Source organism: Nocardioides terrigena (assembly GCF_003047265.1).
GTDB classification, from domain to species: domain Bacteria; phylum Actinomycetota; class Actinomycetes; order Propionibacteriales; family Nocardioidaceae; genus Nocardioides; species Nocardioides terrigena.
Window position 1 is genome coordinate 17778 of record NZ_PZYY01000001.1, and the last position, 18876, is coordinate 36653.

Annotated in this window: 15 protein-coding genes; 8 read left to right on the top strand and 7 right to left on the bottom strand. The window is 73.0% G+C overall.

The annotated features are described in order from the left end of the window. Positions 1–3: 3 nt before the first annotated feature. From DAE25_RS00090 to DAE25_RS00105, 4 genes are all read right to left on the bottom strand, one after another. On the bottom strand, positions 4–1335 hold the full coding sequence (locus DAE25_RS00090; protein ID WP_107764258.1) for a hypothetical protein: 1332 nt from the start codon (positions 1333–1335) through the stop codon (positions 4–6). Next, positions 1332–2258, bottom strand: coding sequence for a hypothetical protein (locus DAE25_RS00095; RefSeq protein ID WP_107764259.1), 927 nt, complete (start codon positions 2256–2258; stop codon positions 1332–1334). The genes DAE25_RS00090 and DAE25_RS00095 overlap by 4 nt, the downstream gene beginning before the upstream one ends. Position 2259: 1 nt before the next feature. Continuing rightward, positions 2260–2682, bottom strand: coding sequence for a hypothetical protein (locus tag DAE25_RS00100; RefSeq protein ID WP_199907376.1), 423 nt, complete (start codon positions 2680–2682; stop codon positions 2260–2262). Positions 2683–2806: 124 nt separating this feature from the next. Continuing rightward, entirely contained in the window at positions 2807–4012 is a 1206-nt protein-coding gene (locus DAE25_RS00105) for a pyridoxal phosphate-dependent aminotransferase (protein WP_107764260.1), read from the bottom strand. A gap of 93 nt (positions 4013–4105) precedes the next feature. On the opposite strand from DAE25_RS00105, the gene DAE25_RS00110 reads away from it, so the two are divergent. Further along, positions 4106–5623, top strand: a complete 1518-nt coding sequence (locus tag DAE25_RS00110; RefSeq protein WP_107764261.1) for a potassium/proton antiporter — start codon at positions 4106–4108, stop codon at positions 5621–5623. Between the two features lie 6 nt (positions 5624–5629). Here the strand turns inward: DAE25_RS00110 and DAE25_RS00115 are convergent, their stop codons facing one another. Beyond that, the gene (locus tag DAE25_RS00115) at positions 5630–6145 is read right to left on the bottom strand and encodes a LytR C-terminal domain-containing protein (protein ID WP_107764262.1); all 516 of its coding nucleotides are present in this window, start codon (positions 6143–6145) and stop codon (positions 5630–5632) included. Continuing rightward, positions 6145–6441 (bottom strand): type II toxin-antitoxin system VapB family antitoxin, encoded by a 297-nt coding sequence (locus DAE25_RS00120; protein ID WP_056888158.1) that lies wholly within the window; start codon positions 6439–6441, stop codon positions 6145–6147. Before DAE25_RS00120 ends, DAE25_RS00115 begins: the two co-directional genes overlap by 1 nt. A gap of 56 nt (positions 6442–6497) precedes the next feature. Between DAE25_RS00120 and DAE25_RS00125 the strand changes: the two genes are divergently transcribed. Next, positions 6498–8129: a helicase HerA-like domain-containing protein gene (locus DAE25_RS00125; protein ID WP_107764263.1), complete on the top strand. Its 1632-nt coding sequence runs from the start codon at positions 6498–6500 to the stop codon at positions 8127–8129. Positions 8130–8272: 143 nt separating this feature from the next. On the opposite strand, the gene eccCa is transcribed toward DAE25_RS00125, so the two are convergent. Next, complete coding sequence (eccCa, locus tag DAE25_RS00130) at positions 8273–12271, bottom strand: type VII secretion protein EccCa (protein ID WP_234410751.1); 3999 nt, start codon at positions 12269–12271, stop codon at positions 8273–8275. Positions 12272–12386: 115 nt separating this feature from the next. Here eccCa and DAE25_RS00135 point away from each other — a divergent pair, with 115 nt between their 5' ends. The 6 genes from DAE25_RS00135 to DAE25_RS00160 all read left to right on the top strand — a co-directional run bounded on the left by DAE25_RS00135 (position 12387) and on the right by DAE25_RS00160 (position 18737). Next, on the top strand, positions 12387–13754 hold the full coding sequence (locus DAE25_RS00135; protein ID WP_159083483.1) for a ubiquitin family protein: 1368 nt from the start codon (positions 12387–12389) through the stop codon (positions 13752–13754). Between the two features lie 156 nt (positions 13755–13910). Continuing rightward, complete coding sequence (locus DAE25_RS00140; protein WP_107764266.1) at positions 13911–14219, top strand: WXG100 family type VII secretion target; 309 nt, start codon at positions 13911–13913, stop codon at positions 14217–14219. A gap of 30 nt (positions 14220–14249) precedes the next feature. After that, the gene (locus tag DAE25_RS00145) at positions 14250–14543 is read left to right on the top strand and encodes a WXG100 family type VII secretion target (RefSeq protein ID WP_056888162.1); all 294 of its coding nucleotides are present in this window, start codon (positions 14250–14252) and stop codon (positions 14541–14543) included. Positions 14544–14729: 186 nt separating this feature from the next. Continuing rightward, positions 14730–16112 (top strand): type VII secretion integral membrane protein EccD, encoded by a 1383-nt coding sequence (gene eccD, locus DAE25_RS00150; protein ID WP_107764267.1) that lies wholly within the window; start codon positions 14730–14732, stop codon positions 16110–16112. Positions 16113–16116: 4 nt separating this feature from the next. After that, positions 16117–17514 (top strand): type VII secretion protein EccB, encoded by a 1398-nt coding sequence (locus tag DAE25_RS00155; RefSeq protein WP_107764268.1) that lies wholly within the window; start codon positions 16117–16119, stop codon positions 17512–17514. Between the two features lie 5 nt (positions 17515–17519). Then, on the top strand, positions 17520–18737 hold the full coding sequence (locus DAE25_RS00160; protein WP_107764269.1) for a S8/S53 family peptidase: 1218 nt from the start codon (positions 17520–17522) through the stop codon (positions 18735–18737). Positions 18738–18876 lie beyond the last annotated feature (139 nt).

Below are 18876 nucleotides of genomic sequence, written 5' to 3' on the forward strand. Positions count from 1 at the left end.
CCGTCAGACCGCCAGGAACCCGAGCTCGTGGATGCGCGCGATCTCGGCGCGGACCTCCGGGTGCTGGGCGGCGTCCGCCGCGCGCCCGCCGACGACGTACGGCGCGGTGTCCGAGACCTCCGAACCGTCGTAGACCACGGTGAGCCGGTTGCCGACGCCCTGGTTGATGAGCGAGCCGAGCAGGGCCACGGGGTCGGAGCGGTCCTCCAGTGACAGGACCCGTGTCTGTGCGGGGATGGTGGGGACCTGGGCCGAGGGGGCGCCGGTGGTGACCACCTGGTCGACGACGAAGGCGTCGGAGACCGCGGCGGCGGCGATCTCGGCGGCCGCGGTGCCGCCGTGCGAGGAGCCGACGAGCATGACCCGGGCCCCGGGCTCGTCCGCGACCGCGACCTCGATCGCGCGCACGACCTGCCGGACGTACGACGCGTTGTCGCCGCCCACGAGCCGCAGTCGGCCGCCCTCGTCGGCCCGGCGGCCGGGGAGGTAGGCGATGTAGCGGCCCGCCCCGATCCGTTGCACGCTGATGCGGCGGTCGGCCCGGGCGAGGTTGGTCATCAGGTCCTCGATCGTCCGGGGCGCCGTCCCCTCGCCGGCGGTGGCGTCGGTCTCCACGACCTCGGTCTCCTCGGCGAAGCCGGCCGCGGAGTCGCGCAGCGCCGAGACGGCGTCGCTCGCGAACGGCTGCACGCCGATGGCGCGCAGGCCACCGCGGGCCGCGGCCGCGCCGTGGTCGGTGGACATGACGCCGGCGGCGAGCAGCGAGCGCATCTGGAGGCCGTCGAGCAGCCCGCCGACCCCGGCCATGTGGTCCATCAGCTCGGGATTGCCCTCGGCGAGCTCGTTGAGGTAGGACGTCATGCCGTCGCGGTCGAGCGCGTCGGTCTCGATCAGGCCGGCCGACACGATCGCCCCGCCGAGGGCGACCTCGGGTGCGAGGTAGCCGATGGCGCGGCCGGCGATGGAGCCGAGCGTCTTGTAGGCGGCGTCCTGGAGCTCGTCGATCCAGCGGTAGGTCAGCACCGTGGCGCGCACGACGAGGGCGTCGGCGTCGAGCTCCACCGAGCGGGTGAGCAGCCCCTGCTTGCCGGTGGTCGCGGCCCGGATGTCCTCCTCCGCCTGGGCGAAGGTGGCCGGTGAGAGCTCGGCGGAGTCGGCGACGTCGTCGTCGGCGAGGATCGTGGCGCCGAGGCGGGACCGGGAGCGCATCTCGGCCCCGGACTTGTCGAAGAGGTCGGCCAGCGCGAGCATCTCGTGGTACTTGTCGGCGTTGACCCGGGCGTCGGTGCCGCGCTCGTCGGCAGCGCCGTGGCGGGTGCGGTCCTGCTCACTCATGCGATCACCTGCGCGAGGACGGGGGCGAGCTCGGTCGCCAGGTCGTCGGGGTCCACCCGGCGCACGGTCACCCGTGGTCCGGAGTCCTCTTGGTGGGGGGTGAGGCTGTGCCAGCCGTCGGCGAGCAGCACCCACGACGCGACGCCGACGCTGGTGGTGGCCGCGTCGGTCACCTGGGCGGCCAGCACCCGCAGGCGTCCACGACCCTCGGTGTGGATCGCGGCCACGGCGGTGGCGGCGACCGTGTCGGCGAGCGGGGCGGCGTCGGCGTCGAGGACGCCCTCGCCGTGGTGCTCCATCAGCACCGGGACGAGGTCGGAGCGTCCGGAGCGCAGGGCCTCGCCGATCGCGTCGACGAGCTGGAACGGCACCTCCATCGTGGCGGGCACGTCGGAGTCGCGCAGGTCGACGTCGTCGGGGATCGCGGCGACCCGGGCGAGCTCGCCCGGCCACTGGTCGGCCCGGAACCACGCGAGCTCGAACACGATGCCGTCGCAGGTCGCCAGCGTGGCGACCGCCCCGTCGGCCTGGCGGTGCCAGGCCTTCACCTGGCTGCCGGCGGCGGCCACGTCGATGTCGAGGGCGAGCCGCGGGGTCGCCAGCAACCCGATCGCCCCGGCCAGGCCGGCGTCGAGGCCGGCGTCGGTGAGCAGGCCGCGGCGTCGCAGCGTCTCAGCCGGGTCGTGCAGGGAGCCCAGCGCGGCGGCGTACGCCGTGTCGTCGGCGGTCTCGCGGGACTGGCCGAGGCGGTCCTCGAGAGCACCCGGCCCGGTGGCCTCGGAGACGTCGAAGGGGAGCGGGGCGTCGCCCGCCGAGCGGGCGGCCAGCCGCAGCTCGGGGAGGGTGATCGCGATCCGGCGGGGGAGCCCGTCCAGGAAGGTGGCGGGCTCGGCCGGCGGGGTCGTGAGGTCGATGGTCACCATGTCAGAGTCCCGGCAGCTCGACGGTCAGCCAGTCCTTGTGACCGGCGGGCGGAGGGGTGAAGGCAAGCAGCGCGGCGTCCTCGCGGCTGGGTGTGCCGGCGGAGTCAGCCTGGGTCGAGCGTGTCCGGGCGTCGGTGGTGAGGGTGTCGGCCTTGTGCGAGATCGTCTCGATGGTGTCCTTGAGGGCATCGACCTCGGAGGCGTGCCGGGCCAGGGAGTCGGCGGCGGTGTCGTGGTGACCGGCGGCCAGGCGCAGGTGGGAGGCGCGCTCCTTGATGCGGGTCCGCATGGACTCCGCCGCCCGACCGGTCCACGGCACGCTCTCCGCCTGGGCGACCAGGCGGTCGGCCATGGCCCTGATGTCCCCACCCTGCTCACGCAGCTGGGCGACACGCTTGCGCGATGCGGCGCTGTCGCCGTACATCGATCACGTCCTCTCGTCGGCCCCCGTGCGCTGGATGCGGCGCCCGTGGCGCCGTGCGTCAGTCGCCTTCCCTGCATCCCAGGTGGTCAAACCCCGAATCACCTGCCGGTTGACGAGGCGCAGGTCACCCGGGCGTCGGGTGGACGCGCTGCGCGGGGAGCCAGTCGCCGAGTCGCTCCAGCCCGGTTCGCACGGCCTGCTCGGGTCCGGCGAAGCTGAGCCGCACGTGCTGCTGGCCCACCACGGTGTCGAAGTCGATCCCGGGGGCGAGCGCGACCCCCGTGTCGGCCAACAGCCGCCGGGTCCAGGCCATCGAGTCCCGGGTGAGGTGCCCGATGTCCGCGTAGGCGTAGAAGGCGCCGTCGGCGGGGGCGAGCTGGTCGATGCCCAGTGCGGCGAGCCCGTCGAGGAGCAGGCGACGGTTGGCGGCGTACCGCTCCACGTGCCCGTCCAGCTCGGCGTACGACGCGTCGGTGAACGCCGCGACGCAGGCCCGCTGGGCGATGACGGGCGGGCAGATCGTGAAGTTGCCGGTCAGCACGTCGACCGCCCGGCGAAGCCGCTCGGGGACGAGCATCCAACCGATCCGCCACCCGGTCATCGAGAAGTACTTGGAGAACGAGCTGAACACGATCGCCTCCCGCGAGGTCTCCCACGCGGACCGGGAGAGCGAGGGCCGGCCGTCGAGCGGTGCGTACTCGATGCCGTGGTAGATCTCGTCGGAGATCAGCTGCACGCCGCGGGACTCGCACCAGGCGGCGAGGGCGGCCAGCTCCTCGGGGAGCAGCATCGTCCCCGTCGGGTTGGCCGGGCTGGCCACGACCAGGCCGCGGACGTCGCCGAGCTCCTCGAGCTGCTCGACGGTGGGCTGGAAGCGGTTCTCCGGCCCGCAGGGGATCTCGACGACCTCGCAGCCGAGCGCGGTCAGCACGTTGCGGTAGCACGGGTAGCCGGGCCGGGCCATCGCGACGCGGTCCCCGGGCTCGAAGGCCGCGAGGAACGCCAGCAGGAAGCCCCCGCTGGAGCCGGTGGTGACCACGACGTCGTCGGCCGTGACGTCGATCCCGTGCTGGCGACGGTGGTGCCCGGCGATCGCCTCGCGGAGCTCCGGGACCCCGGAGGCGACGGTGTAGCCGAGCGGGTCGCCGCTGCGGAGCAGCCGGACCGCCTCGTCGGCGACCGGCGCGGGGGCGCCCGTCGACGGCTGGCCCGCGACCATGTTGACCAGGTCGCCGTGCGTGCGCTGCCGCTCGGCGGACGCGGCGAGGAGGTCCATCACGTGGAAGGGCGGCACGTTCGCCCGCTGGGCCACCGCGAACCGAGCGCTCATGTCGCCGATCGTGTCACGCGGGGGCGCAGCGTCCGGAGGCGTCCCGTTTCGCCGATAGGATCGGGGCTCGGCGAGGAGTGGGAACGAGGTGGCGTGACTTTCGATGTGCACCAGCTCGACTCGTTCCTGCTGGTGGGCTCCCTCGTCACGTTGGCGGCGATCCTCGCCGTGCGGGTCTCGGCCCGCGCCGGGCTGCCCAGCCTGCTGATCTACCTGCTCATGGGGGTCGTGCTCGGCGAGGCGGGTCTCGGGATCCAGTTCGAGGACGCGCAGCTCGCCCACGCGCTCGGCTTCGGGGCGCTGGCCCTGATCCTGGCCGAGGGCGGTCTGACCACCGACTGGACCGAGGTCCGGCCCTCCATCCCGCTCGGGGTGTCCCTGGCGACCGTGGGGGTGGCCGTCTCGGTCGCCGTCGTGGCCGTGGGTGGCCATTACCTCCTCGGGCTCCCGTGGGAGCTGGCCATCCTGCTGGGGGCGGTCTGCTCGCCCACCGACGCCGCGGCGGTCTTCTCGGTGCTGCGCGTCGTACCCCTGCCCAAACGCCTGACCGGGGTGCTCGAGGCCGAGTCCGGGCTCAACGACGCCCCCACGGTCGTGCTGGTGGGCGTCATCTCCACCGGGGCCGCCGCGAGCAGCGGGATCCTCGGCGTCGCCGGCGTCATCGTCTTCGAGCTCGCCGTCGGTGTCGTGATCGGGATCGCGGTCGGGGTCGCCGGTGCTTGGGTGATGCGTCGGGCCGCCCTGCCGTCGTCGGGCCTCTACCCGCTGGCCATCCTCTGCCTGACCTTCGCCGCGTACGGCGGCGCGGCCGCCGTCCACGCGTCCGGTTTCGCCGCGATCTACGTCGCCGCCCTCATCCTCGGCAACTCCGAGCTGCCCCACCGCACCGCGACCAAGTCCTTCGCCGAGGGCGTGGCCTGGCTGGCCCAGATCGGGCTCTTCGTGATGCTCGGCCTCCTGCTCTCGCCCGCCCGGATCAGCCTGGAGGTCGTCGGCCTCGCGCTGGCGACCGGCCTGATCCTCACCTTCGTGGCGCGGCCGCTGTCCGTCCTCATCAGCTCGGTCGTGCGGCCCATGCCGCTGCGCGAGCTCGGCTTCATCTCGTGGGCCGGCCTGCGTGGCGCGGTCCCCGTCGTGCTCACCACCATCCCGCTGTCCGAGGGCGTCGACGACGCCGACCTGCTCTTCGACATCGTCTTCGTGATGGTGGTCGTCTACACCCTCGTGACCGGACCGACGCTGCCGTACGTCGCCCGCTTCCTGCGGGTCGCCCGGCGCTCGGAGCCGCGCGGCCTCGACGTCGAGGCCGCGCCGCTGGAACGGGTCGCCGCGGACCTCCTCCAGGTGTCCATCAGTCCGGTCTCGCGGATGCACGGGGTCGAGGTCGGCGAGCTGCGGCTGCCGGCCGGGGCATCGGTCTCGCTGGTCATCCGGCAGGGTGAGGTGCTGGTGCCGGAGCGGCGTACGGTCCTGCGGCACGGCGACGACCTGCTGGTCGTCACCCCACGCCGGGCTCGCGTCGCCACGGAGGAGCGGTTGCGCCAGGTCTCGGAGGGCGGACGGCTCGCGCAGTGGAACACCGACCCGAGACGACGCCCCGACAAGTCGTGAGCCGGGTCAGGACCCCGGCGGGCTGCAGAAGGTCGCCTCGACCTCCGCGGTGACCGACTCGACCTCGCGGTCGCGGAGCGAGGTGAAGGACTCGCCCAGCACCACGACGACGCCGCGGCCCAGGGCCTCGCCGTCCACCTCGGTGCCCGGCACGACGCGGGCCTTGCGGAACTGGCGCTGCACGAGCCGGACGGCGGGGTTCTCCGGGTCCGTGGCCCAGATCTGGACGCCCTTGACCGGCCGGGGGGCGTTGCCGGTGTCCGCGCCCACGAAGCCCCGCTCCTCGAGCAGCTCGAGGGTGGCCCCGGCCAGCCCAGAGCGGGAGCTGCCGTTGAAGACGCTGACCGCGACCTGGTCGCGGAAGACGTCCGTGCCGGCGGCGACCGTGGTGTCGGAGCACAGCGGCGGGGGCTCGTTGTCGGGCAGCGGCTGGGTCAGCGCCTGCCACCCCCATGCGCCGGCGGCGACCATGAGCAGGCACAGGACGAGCAGCGTGAGGGCCGACTTGGCGCCATCGCGCATCAGCCGGACACCTCGTGCACGCGGGCGTGCAGGACGTTGCGCTGGTGCAGCGCGGCGCGCAGCGCGCGGTGGAGGCCGTCCTCGAGGTAGAGGTCGCCACGCCACGACACCACGTGCGCGAAGAGGTCGCCGTAGAACGTCGAGTCCTCGTCGAGGAGCGTCGCGAGCTGGAGGGTGTCCTTGGTGGTCACCAGCTGGTCCAGCCGGACCTGGCGGGGCGGGATCGCGGCCCAGTCGCGCGAGCTGAGCTCGTGGGCGGGGTAGGGGCGCCCCTCGCCCACGCGCTTGAAGATCACGCGGTGACTATAACGACGCCCCCCGAGCGCCCCTGCGTGCTGGTTAGGCTCGCGCCATGACGGACAAGCCCGACGAGTCGACCGTGCCCACCCCCGAGACGGCTGCCGAGACGCCTGTCGAGTCGGCTCCCGAGCACCCGATCGCCGCCGCCGTGCGGCCCGGCTACGCCTTCGAGGGCACGGCCCTCGAGCTCGGCGGGCTGATGCTCGACGCGACCACGCTCGCCGACGTCCGCGTGCGCATCCCCCTGGGGATGCTCAACCGCCACGGACTGGTCGCGGGCGCGACCGGCACCGGCAAGACCAAGACCCTCCAGCTGCTCGCCGAGCAGCTGAGCGCCCAGGGCGTCCCGGTCTTCGCGGCAGACATCAAGGGCGACCTCTCGGGGCTCAGCGTGCCCGGGGAGGGCGGGCCCAAGATCGAGGCCCGGGCCGGGTCGGTCGGCCAGCAGTGGAAGGCGACCGGCTTCCCGGTGGAGTTCTACGCCCTCGGCGGGCAGGGGGTCGGCGTCCCGTTGCGCGTCACCATGTCGGCGTTCGGGCCGATGCTGCTCAGCAAGGTGCTGGGGCTCAACGACACCCAGGAGTCCAGCCTCGGGCTGATCTTCCACTACGCCGACCGGGCCGGGCTGCCGCTGCTCGACCTCGCGGACCTGCGCGCGGTCGTCCAGTTCCTCACCAGCGACGAGGGCAAGGCCGACCTCAAGGGCCTCGGTGGGCTGTCCACCGCCACGGCCGGGGTGATCCTGCGCGAGCTGATCGGCTTCCAGGACCAGGGCGCGGACGCCTTCTTCGGCGAGCCGGAGTTCGACTCCCGTGACCTCCTGCGGACGACCGACGACGGGCTCGGCGTCATCAGCCTCGTCGAGCTGCCCAACCTCCAGGACCGTCCCGCGGTCTTCTCCACGTTCCTGATGTGGCTGCTGGCCGACCTCTTCCACGACCTGCCGGAGGAGGGCGACCTCGACAAGCCCAAGCTGGTCTTCTTCTTCGACGAGGCGCACCTGCTCTTCGACGACGCCAGCGACGCCTTCCTCGACCAGATCGCCCAGACGGTGCGGCTGATCCGCTCCAAGGGCGTCGGCGTCTTCTTCGTGACCCAGCGGCCGACCGACGTGCCCGACGACGTCCTCGCCCAGCTCGGGTCGCGCATCCAGCACCAGCTGCGCGCGCACACACCCAACGACGCCAAGGCCCTCAAGCAGACCGTCAACACCTACCCGAGGTCGGCGTACGACGACCTCGGCGAGGTCATCACGTCGCTCGGCATCGGCGAGGCGGTGGTGACCGTGATGGACGAGCGCGGCGCGCCGACCCCGGTCGCCTGGACCCGGCTGCGGGCTCCCGAGTCGCTGATGGGGATGGCGGACCCGGTCGCGATGAAGGCGGCCGTCGAGAGCTCGCCGCGCTGGGCGACGTACAGCCAGGTCGTCGACCGCGAGTCGGCCCACGAGAAGCTCGCGGCCCGCCTCGAGGAGGGTGCGCGCAAGGCCGAGGAGGACGCGCGGGTCAAGGAGGAGGCCCGGCAGGCCAAGGTCGAGCGCAGCCGCAAGCCGGCCCCCGCCCCCGAGCCGCAGGACGACGACGGCCTCGTGATGGACGTGGTGAAGTCCCCGGTCTTCAAGGACTTCATGCGGACCGCGGCCCGCGAGATCGCCCGGGGGATGTTCAAGTCCGGTCGCCGCTGACGGCTGCGCCTCCCCGTGCGTAGACACGCGGACACAACTGCTGGCCGTGGCGCCTCCCCACGCCTGGGGCCGGGCAGCCGGGACGGGTTGTGTCCGCGTGTCTCCGTCAGGGCACTGGCCGCCACCGCGGAGCCGTCAGGTGACTACATCGTCGGCTCGGTCCAGGCCAGCTGGGTGACCTCGGTACCCCCGTCGCGGGTGACGACCCGGGCACGGCCGGGGGGCGCCGGCTGGGGGCGCAGGTTGCCGATCAGCACGCCCTCGTCGCGGGGACCGGAGAGCAGCACACCGGGCATCGCCAGGTCCCGCATCGACTGGATGACCGGGTCGTAGAGCGCGCGCGACGCGCCACCCACACGGCGGGCGACCACCACGTGCAGGCCGGTGTCGCGGGCCTGGGCCATCAGCGGCTGGAGCGCCTGCACCGGGGACGACTGCTGGGTGGCGACGAGGTCGTAGTCGTCGACGACCACGAAGACCTCGGCGCCGGTCCACCAGGAGCGGTTGCGCAGCTGGTCCGGCGTGACGTCCGGACCGGGGATGCGGCTCTCGAGGTAGCTGGCGATGTCCTTGAGCGTCGGGGTCGCCTGGGTGGCCGAGGTGAGGTAGTTGAGCAGGTACTCGTCCGGCACCTCGCCGAGCAGCGAGCGCCGGTAGTCGACCACCACGATCTGCGCCTCCTTGGGGGTCCGCGTGCGCATGACCTCCTGGAGGTAGTTGCGCAGCAGCGCGCTCTTGCCCGACTGCCCGTCGCCGAAGACGAGCATGTGCGGCTCGGACGACGGGTCGATGCCGACCGGCGCGAGCTCGCGCTCGTTGATGCCGATGAGCAGCTTCTTCTCCGGGAGCTGGCGGCGCAGCGCGTCCTCGCGGATCGTGTCGAGGGTGACCATGTCGGGCAGCAGCCGGAGCTTGGGGCCAGGGTTGCCCTTCCAGGCCACGGACGCGCGCTCGATCAGGTCGTCGACACCGTCACCGAGGGTGCCCGCGTCGGGGTCCCCGTCGACGCGGGGGAGGGCGGCGAGGAAGTGCAGCTTGCTCGGGACCAGTCCGCGACCGGGACGGCCGGTCGGCACCAGGGCCGCGACCTTGCGGTCGATCTCCGAGTCGAGCGGGTCGCCGAGGCGCAGCTCGAGCTTGGAGCCGAAGACGTCGCGCATCGCGGCCCTGAAGTCGGCCCACCGGCCGGAGGCCGCGATGATGTGGATGCCGAAGGTGAGCCCGCGACCGGCGAGCTGCTGGAGCTCCATCTCGATGTCGTCGAACTCCGCGCGCAGCGTGCTCCACCCGTCGACGACGAGGAACACGTCGCCCCAGCCGTCGTCGGCCCGACCCTGGGCGCGTCGGCTGCGGTAGGTCTCGATCGAGTCGATGCCGTTCTCGCGGAAGTAGGCCTCGCGGCGCTCGACGACGCCCTGCACCTCCGCGATCACGCGGCGTACGACGTCCGGCTCGGAGCGCGTCGCGACCCCGGAGACGTGCGGGAAGCGGGCCAGCGGGGCGAAGGTGCCACCGCCGAAGTCGAGCACGAAGAACTGCGACTCGAGCGGGGTCGAGACCAGGCCCATGCCCGTCACGATCGTGCGCAGCAGCGTGCTCTTGCCCGACCGGGGACCGCCGACGACGGCGACGTGGCCACTCGCTCCGGTGAGGTTGAGCGTCATCGTGTCGCGGCGCTGCTCGCGCGGCCGGTCGACGGTGCCCAGCGGCACCACCAGGCCGGGGACGTTGCGCCAGCGGGGGGAGACGAGGCCGAGGTCGGGGTCCTCGGTGAGGTCGGCCATCAGCTCGTCGAGGGTGTCCGGTACGTCCAGCGGCGGCAGCCAGACCTGGTGGGCGGGCATGCCCTGCCCGATCATGCGCTGCACCGCGATGTCGAGCAGCGAGGGCTGCTCGCCCTGCTGCTGGGCGGCCACCGGGGCCTCCTCGACGTCGGTGTCGAGCGGCTCGAGCGCCTGCACCTCGGAGATCGTGTAGGGGAGGATCCCGCGCACGTGGCCGCCCTCGTCGCGGCTCACGCGGGTCCGGCCCGAGGGCGGTCCGGAGACGTATGCCGCCTTGAACCGCAGCAGCGTCGACTGGTCGGGCTTGAGGTAGCCGAGGCCGGGGACGGCCGGCAGCTCGTAGGCGTCGGGCACGCCGAGGACGGCCCGGGACTCACCGGCCGAGAAGGTGCGCAGGCCGACGCGGTAGGACAGGTGGGACTCCAGGCCGCGCAGCCGGCCCTCCTCGAGGCGCTGCGAGGCGAGCAGCAGGTGCAGGCCGAGCGAGCGGCCCAGGCGGCCGATGGCGACGAACAGGTCGATGAACTCCGGCTTGGCCGAGAGCATCTCGGAGAACTCGTCGACCACGATGAACAGCGAGGGCATGGGGGCGAGGTCCTCGCCGTTGGCCCGCGCCTTCTCGTAGTCGCGGATCGAGGCGTAGTTGCCGGCGTCGCGCAGCAGCTCCTGGCGACGGGTCATCTCGCCGGACAGCGCGTCCTGCATGCGGTCGACGAGGGTGAGCTCGTTGGCGAGGTTGGTGATCACCGCCGACACGTGCGGCATGTCGGCCATGCCCGCGAAGGTCGCACCACCCTTGAAGTCGACGAGCACGAGGTTGAGCTGCTCGGACGAGTGGGTCATCGTCAGGCCGAGCACCAGGGTGCGGAGGAACTCCGACTTGCCGGAGCCGGTGGCGCCGATGACCAGGCCGTGCGGGCCCATGCCCTGCTGGGCCGACTCCTTGATGTCCAGGTGCACGAGGCCGCCGCTGTCGCCGATGCCGATCGGCACGCGCAGCCGGTCGCGGGCCGGGCGCGGGCGCCAGGCGGTCGCGGTGTCGTAGGTGTGGATGTCGCCGAGGCCGAGCAGCTCCATGTGGTCGGGGGTCGTCGAGGTGATGTCGACGGCGGCCCCGCTGGAGGAGTCGGCGCTGATGGTCTTGAGCGGGGCCAGGCGGCGGGCGAAGGCCTCGGCGGTCGCGATGTCGCACTGGTCGATGAGCGCCTTGATGGGCTCCTCGCGGACCCGGATGGCCAGGATCGGCATCTTGCCCAGCTGGGGGCGGCCCTCGGCGAACTGGAGGCGCAGGCGGGTGGAGTCCTCGAGCTCGTCCCACCGCGACGGCAGGTCCAGCAGAGTGACGCCGTGCAGGCCGTCCGGCGGCACGATGTGGTTGCCGGGCGGGAGGTGCCCGCCGTCGATGACGAGCAGGATGTGCGGCGTCGGCGGCCGCTCGTCGGCGCCGAAGCGGGGACGGTCGCTGAGGTCGGGGGGCAGCAGGTTGCCGAGGTCGCCGATCGAGGTGGTGACCAGGCGCATCGGCCCGACCGCGTCGACCTCGCGCGCGCTCTGGGCGTGCGGCAGCCACTTGATCCAGTCCCAGTGGGTGAGGTTCTGCTCCGAGCTGAGGACCGCGACGACGAGCTGGTCGGGGTTGTGGAAGGCGGTGGCCGACAGGATCATCGCCCGGGCAGCGGCGCGCGCCTCGTCCTCGGGACCGCAGATCTCGACGCGGTCGAAGGCACGCAGGTCGATGGAGGCCGGCAGGTTGGGCTGCACGCGGTGCACGACGAGCAGCCGGTGCAGCGCCGACGCGGCGGCCGGGTCGACCTGGTCGACGGGGGCGCTCTCCGGCGGGACCAGCTCGGTCGACAGGGGCTGCGAGCAGAGGCCGTAGCGCACGTGCATGTAGTTGGAGTCGCCAGGACCGTGCTCCCACAGGCGGGTGCGCTCCTCGGCCAGGGCCGGGAGCGCGGCGGGCTCGGGGTGGTGCCAGTTGAGCGCGCGGCGCTGCTGCGCGGCCGCGGTGCGCGCCACCTTGCGGATGTTGGAGAGGTAGCGGAGGTACTCGGTGCGCGAGCCGGTCACCTGCTGCGCCCGCTGCTTACGCTGCCGGTCGATCTGCACGATGATGAAGCCGAGGGTGGCGAAGAGGAACATGCCGGCCGCGAGGAAGCTGCGGGTCTTGTTGGCGCCGCCGCCCATGGTCGCCACGAGCACGATCGAGCCGAGGCTGCCGAGCATCGGGATGGCGTTCATCAGGACGCCGCTGGCGCCCTCGCTCTCCTGGATCTCCGGCGGCGGCTGGAGCACGATCTGGCCCCCGGGCATCTCCGGCTCGTCGAGCCGGTGTCCGCCACGCAGTGTCGTGCTCACTAGTTCCCCCTAGCCATACCCGAATGGTCGCGTTGATGATAGGTGGGCCGCACACCAGCGACTAGCCTGCACGTCGCCGGTGGAGTCCGGCGCAGACGAGATCATGGGGGAAGTCGTGACCGACGCGCAGCCGAACCACGCGCTCGCCTCGACCATCGCGGTCAGCGTGCACGGTCCGGCCGGGGTGCTCGACCTGGTGGTGCCCGAGGGTGCGACGTCGGTCGACGTGGCCCGGGAGTACGCCGCCCAGACGGGCGTCGCGGGCATCCCCCTGCTGCAGACACCCCTGGGCGAGCTGCTGACGGCCGACCGGACGCTGGCCAGTGCCGGCGTCGAGTCCGGCTCGGTCCTGGTCGCAACCAGCGGCGTCCACCGCAGCCGTCCCCGCGACCCGGAGCAGGACGCCCTGCAGTCCCAGCCCGACACCCCCGGCGTCGCCGCGCTGGCGATGGGGATCGCGGCCGCGGCCGCCGGGCTCGCCGCGTGGTACGCCGCCCAGTCGGCCGACGACTGGCTGCGCACGGCGACCGTCGGCGTGCTCATGGCCTGCGCCCTGGTCTCGACCCTCCCGCTGGGCCGGCACACCGTCCAGCGCGCGGCCGCCGCCCCGGCCTTCGGTGCCGCGGCCGCCTTCGCCGCCGTCTACGAGCCGGGGGTGCACCTGCTGCCCGCGGTCGTCGCCGTGAGCGCGGTCTCGGCCGGCGTGATCGCCGCCGTGGCCCGGGCACTGGGCCCCGAGCGCGACGAGGCCCTGGTCGTGTGGATCGTCTCCGGGCTGGTCGTCTTCGCCGTCTGCGGGACCACCCTGCTCCTGGAGTGGGACGGCCGGGTGGCGTGGGCCGTCCTGCTGCTGCTGGCGATGCTCGCCGCACGCTTCGTGCCGTCGCTCGCGATCGACGTACCGGACGAGACGCTCATCGACCTCGACCGGCTCGCCGTGACCGCCTGGTCGGCGCGCGACTCCGGTCGCGCCGGTCGCGGGCGGATCGTCGTCTCCGCGGCGGCGATGCGACAGCTCGTCGCCGGGGCCACCCGCACCGTCACCGCGGCCTGCGCCGCGATCATGGTCGCGGCCGTGGTCGCGACCCCGCTGCTCCTCGCGACCGCGACGATCGACCTCGACCGCATCGGCGCCCGCTGCCTGGCGTTCTTCGCCGGTGCCAGCATCCTGCTGGCGGCGCGGTCCTACCGCCACACCGCTGCGCGCCGGCTGCTGCGGGTGGGCGGGCTGGCCTGCTGGGCGTGGCTCCTCGGCTTCGCCGTCGGCGACGCCTCCCCGAGGGCGGTCACCATCGGCGTGGTCGTCGTCCTGCTGCTCGGCGCGATCAGCCTGGCGGCCGGGGTGGCGACCGGCCGGGGCTGGCGCTCGGTCTGGTGGTCCCGGCGGGCCGAGCTCGCCGAGGGTCTCTGCGGGTCCTTCGCCCTCGCCGCGACGGTCGTCGCGTCGGGCTTCTTCCGCAGCCTGTGGGAAATCACGTCCTGAGGTTTAGGCCCCGGACGCTCGGGTACATCGATGTCGGCACGGGGGGCCGGGACGTCTCCCCGAACCAGCCAGTGCTCCATCAGCAGGCTGCAGCAACCACAGAGCTACACCAACCAGTGAACTCGGGGGTCCATCCACCGAGGGGGAAGGATTGACATGACCAACCTCAGCCAGACCGAGAAGGCGCTCTCCCAGGGTGCGGAGTACGTCAACACCGCTCGCGCCGACGTCAAGGGCAAGTGCAACGTCCTCAGCGACCGGGTCTCCGAGATGATGGGCGGTTGGGGCGGCCAGGGTGCCTCCGCGTTCAGCAACCTGATGCTCGCGTGGCAGGAGAAGCAGGAGACGATCCTCAAGGCGCTCGACCAGCTCTCCATGTCCATGCAGGAGACGGAGAAGGACAACATGAAGACCGACGAGTCGCAGTCGCAGACTCACATGAACCTCCAGAACCGCCTCGGCTGACCACCCACCACAGACTTCAGGAGAACTGCAATGACCGGTTTCGACGGAATCAATGTTCAGCACGGCAAGCTCGACGCGGGCTCCCAGGACGTCATGACGGCGGCCAAGGACATCCAGACCCGGCTCGACCAGCTCGAGGGCGACCTCAAGCCGCTCGCCTCGGACTGGACCGGTGCCGCCAAGCAGGCCTACGACGAGGCCAAGGCCAAGTGGGACCAGGCGATCGCCGACATGATCGTCCTGCTGCAGCAGGCCAGCGCCAACGTGTCGACCTCGAACGACGAGTACAAGGCGGCCGACTCGCGCGGCGCCAACCGCTTCTGATCGTCCTCGACCACACCAGCACCCGAGGCCGGTCGCCCCTTCCGGGCGACCGGCCTCGGTCTGCTTCGTGCGGCGATCCGGCTATGTAGGCTGCTCCCCGACCGGGGAGCTCACGACTCGGGAGTGACGCATGGCGACCACGGCGACGAGCACGACGTCATGCACGGACCACGGGGGTAGCACAGCATGAGTCAGGCGGCATCTGTCACGTCCGGACTGGTCCGGGTGACGGTGGCCTCGGGATCGCGACGGGTCGACCTGGTCCTCCCCGGCGCCGTCCCGGTGGCCGAGCTCGTGCCCGAGCTGGCCCGCAGCGTCGGCATCCTCGACGCGTCCACCGTCTACGGCGGCTACCGGCTCATCACCAAGGACGGACGCCACCTCGCCGGCGATGCCGGCCTCACCATCCAGGGCGTCGAGGACGGCGGCCTGCTGACCGTCACCGCCGGCATCGACGACGAGGCCCCCCGCGTCTACGACGACATCGTCGAGGCGATGGCCGACGTGGTCGAGCACGAGCTGAGCCCCTGGGAGCCGGCCGCCGGACGGCGTACGGCCCTGAGCGCCGCCGCGCTGCTCCTCGGCCTCGGCGCCTTCGCGCTCCTGCTCCAGGGCGAGAGCCTGCTCGGCGGGCTCGCCGCCGCGGTGCTCGCCGGCCTGCTGGTGGTGGGCGGCATCGTGCTGGCCCACAGCCAGCAGGAGCCCGAGGCCGGCGTGGCCGTCTCGCTGATCGCCGTCCTGTACGCCGCCGTGGCCGGCCTGCTCCTCGCGCCCGGCGAGCTGACCGGCTGGACCTGGCCGCTGCCGGCCGAGTTCTTCGAGTTGCCGCTGGCCAGTGCCGGCGGCGCGATGCTGGTGACCGGCGTGGTCGCGGTCGTCGGCCTCCGGGAGGGACGCTCGCTCGTCATCCCCGGCGTGGTCGTCGGCGCGATCCTCGGCGCCTGCGGCCTGCTGCTCATGGCGACCGGGTGGGAGGCGAGCGTCGTCTTCACCGTGGTGATGACCCTCGTCGTGCTGGCCGGCAGCATCTTCCCGTGGCTCGCGCTGGGCGTGACCGGGACCAAGGTCGACCAGATCTACTCGCTGCACGACATCACCGCCGACCCCGACGAGATCGACCCCGCCCAGGTGGGCGCGGACGCCCGCGTGGCGCACGAGATCCTGCTCGCCGTGTCGGCGACCGTCGGCACCCTGCTCGTCCTCTTCGCTCCGCTGGCCGTGGACCGCGGCGTCTACGGCACGATCCTGGCCGCGGTGTGCTGCCTGGCCGTGATGTTCCGGACCCGCCAGTACCGGGCCGGCTCCGAGGTCCTCGCCGGCCTGGTCTCCGGGATCGCCGGGCTGATCTCCATCGCGCTGTCGATGGTCCTCATCCACGACGCCTGGCGGGCCGAGGCGGCGATTGCCCTCGCCGCCGTCGGTGCGCTCCTGCTCGTGACGACCCTGGTCCCGTCCTCCGGGTCGGTCCGGCGCGGCCGGATCGGCGACGTGGTCGAGACCGCGACGCTGATCTCGTTGCTCCCGCTGATGGTGGTGGCGGCCGGCTTCTTCGACATGGTCAAGGGCTGATCGGGTGGCCACCAAGAAGGACCTCGTCGAGGCGCACGCCTTCAGCAAGCGACGCCTCATCACCGCCTTCGTCAGCGGCGCGCCCGGCGGCCGTGAGGTCGAGCCGGTCCGGCCGGGGCGCGTGCTCATCGGCGGCATCGCGCTGTCGGTGCTGCTGCTCGCCGGCGCCGCGATCGCCGGCTTCCTCATCGGTCGTCCCAACTCGGCGTGGCTCGAGCAGGGCAGCTTCGTCATCTCCAAGGAGACCGGTGAGCGGTACGTCGTGCTGCGCGGCGGCGACGACCCGCTCCTGCAGCGGGTCCCCAACTACCTCTCCGCCCAGCTCCTGCTCGGGGAGCCGGAGCTGACCGCCAACCGGGTCTCGGACGACTACATCCGCGAGGTCGCCCTCGGGCCCGACCTCGGCATCGACGGTGCGCCCACCCTCCCGGCGGCCGGCGACCTGATCGACGACGGCTGGACGGCGTGCACCGCGGCCGACACGGGCATCAAGCTCACCCTCACCGAGGACCCGGACATCGCAGAGCTGCGTCAGTCGGCCTTCCTCGTCAGCAGCGGTGGGTCGGTGTGGCTCGTCGCGCCGAGCCCGACGGGCAGCGGCTATCGGCTCGAGCTCCCCGAGGACCCCACCACCGCCGACGTCATCGCGGGCCGGCTCGGTTTCGACGCCACCTCCACGGCGCCGAAGGTCCCCGAGGAGTGGCTCAACCTGTTCCCGCGGGGGGCGGCCCTCGACGAGGACTCCTTCGGGCTGACCGACGTCGGGTCGCCCGTCGCCTACGAGGGCGCCGAGACCGACCTCTCCCGCTTCAGCGTGGGCGACCTCGTGCGCACGCCGAGCCGCAGCTACCTCCTCGGACCGGACGGCCCCATCCCGCTCAGCGAGTTCGCCGCGGTCGTCTACGACTCCGTCGGCTCCCCGGCCGAGGACCTCGACGAGGACCTGCGGGCCACCCTGGCCGCGTCGTCGTACCCCGGCGAGTGGCCCTCCGACACCCCCGCCTCCGACGAGGGGGTCGACATGTGTGCGGTCCTGCACCCGGGCGTCGGCGGCGAGGCCGCCGAGGTCAGGCTCGCCGGCACGCCCCGCGGCGAGGCGGCCGCGACCGGCATCGGACCCAACAGCCACGAGGTCACCGTCGCTCCCTCGGGCGGTGCCTACGTCCGCGCGGGAGCCGACGAGGCGGCCACCGACGGGACGCCGTACGTCATCGACACCAAGGCCTTGAAGTACCAGCTCGTCGGCCCCGACGTCGCGCTCTCCATCGGCTACGGCGACAGCGCCGCGCCGGTGGTGCCCAACACGTGGCTCGAGTTCTTCCAGGAGGGCAGGTCGCTGTCGGTCAACGCCGCGCGGCGGGTGCCGGAGGACGCTCCCGCGACCGCGGGCCCCGAGGAGTGACGGGCATGGGCACGAGGAGGGGGCGGTGGGCCCGCGGCGGCCTCGCCACCGCGCTCGCGCTCGCGACGCTGAGCCTCGGGGCGACCGCCCCCGCCCACGCCGTGGACGGCGAGGAGTGCGACGTCGCGACGCTCCCCGAGTCCGAGTCGCTGGCCGACACCAAGGTGCGCACCAGCGCACCGATGGCACGCATGCACGTCCCGGAGGCCCACGAGATCACCGACGGGACCGGGGTCACGGTCGCGGTCGTCGACTCCGGGATCCAGCCGGGGCTGCCGATCGACACCGGCCCCCCGCTCCGGATCCCCGACGTCTCCGGCCCGATCCTGTCGGGCCACGGCACGATCGTCGCCGGCCTGGTCGCCGGCCGCGAGGGCGTCGCGCCGGGCGCCCGGGTGATCGACGTGCGGGTGCTCGACACCGAGACGCCGGACTACTCCCAGCAGCAGAAGGGCGTGACCTCGGCGGGCCTGACCGCCGGGATCCGCCAGCTCATCGCGGTGACCCGCACCGAGAGGATCGGGGTCGTCAACATCTCGCTGTCCGTCGGCCAGGACGACCCCAACCTGCGCGCCGCCATCAAGGACCTGGTCGCGCGCGACGTCGTCGTGGTGGCCTCCGCGGGCAACGCCGACGCGGAGGCGTCGGAGTCGTTCAAGGGGACACCGGGCAGCGACGCGCCCGTCTACCCCGCCGACTACCCCGGCGTGCTCGCCGTCAGCGCGGTCGCACCCGACAACAACGACCTGCGCGGGCTCGTCGCGCCCAACAAGCAGACCGACGTCGCGGCGCCGACCTACGAGGCGCTCTCCTACAACACCACCGGGCAGAAGTGCCTGGTCGTCGAGGTCGCCACCTCCTGGGCCGCCGCCGAGGTCAGCGGGGTCGTCGCCCTGCTGCGGGCGGCCTACCCCCGCGACAACGCCAAGCAGATCGTCGGACGCCTCGAGGCGACCGCCGAGGGCTCCGACGAGGTCGCCAACCCGTGGACCGGGGCGGGCGTGGTCCAGGCCCACGACGCCCTCACCCGCACGCTCGTCCTGGGGCGCAGCGGCAAGGTCGACCGCACCGTCCGGGAGGTCAGCGCGGACGCGATGGCGCCCCCGGCCCCGCGGCGGATCGACCTGTTCGGCCCCTCGCGCACGCTGCTGCTGTGGGCGGGGCTGCTGGCGGGAGCACTGATGGCACTGGCCTTCATCCTGCGCCCGCTCGCCCGGCGCTGACCGAGCCGGACGCCGTACGCCGTACGCCGGGCGCTCGCGGCGCGCCTCCGGCGTACGACTGCCCGGACCGTCGTTGACGGATGCGACTCGGCTGTGGGCATGATCGTCACCGGTCCGTCAGCGCCTCATGACCGCCTTC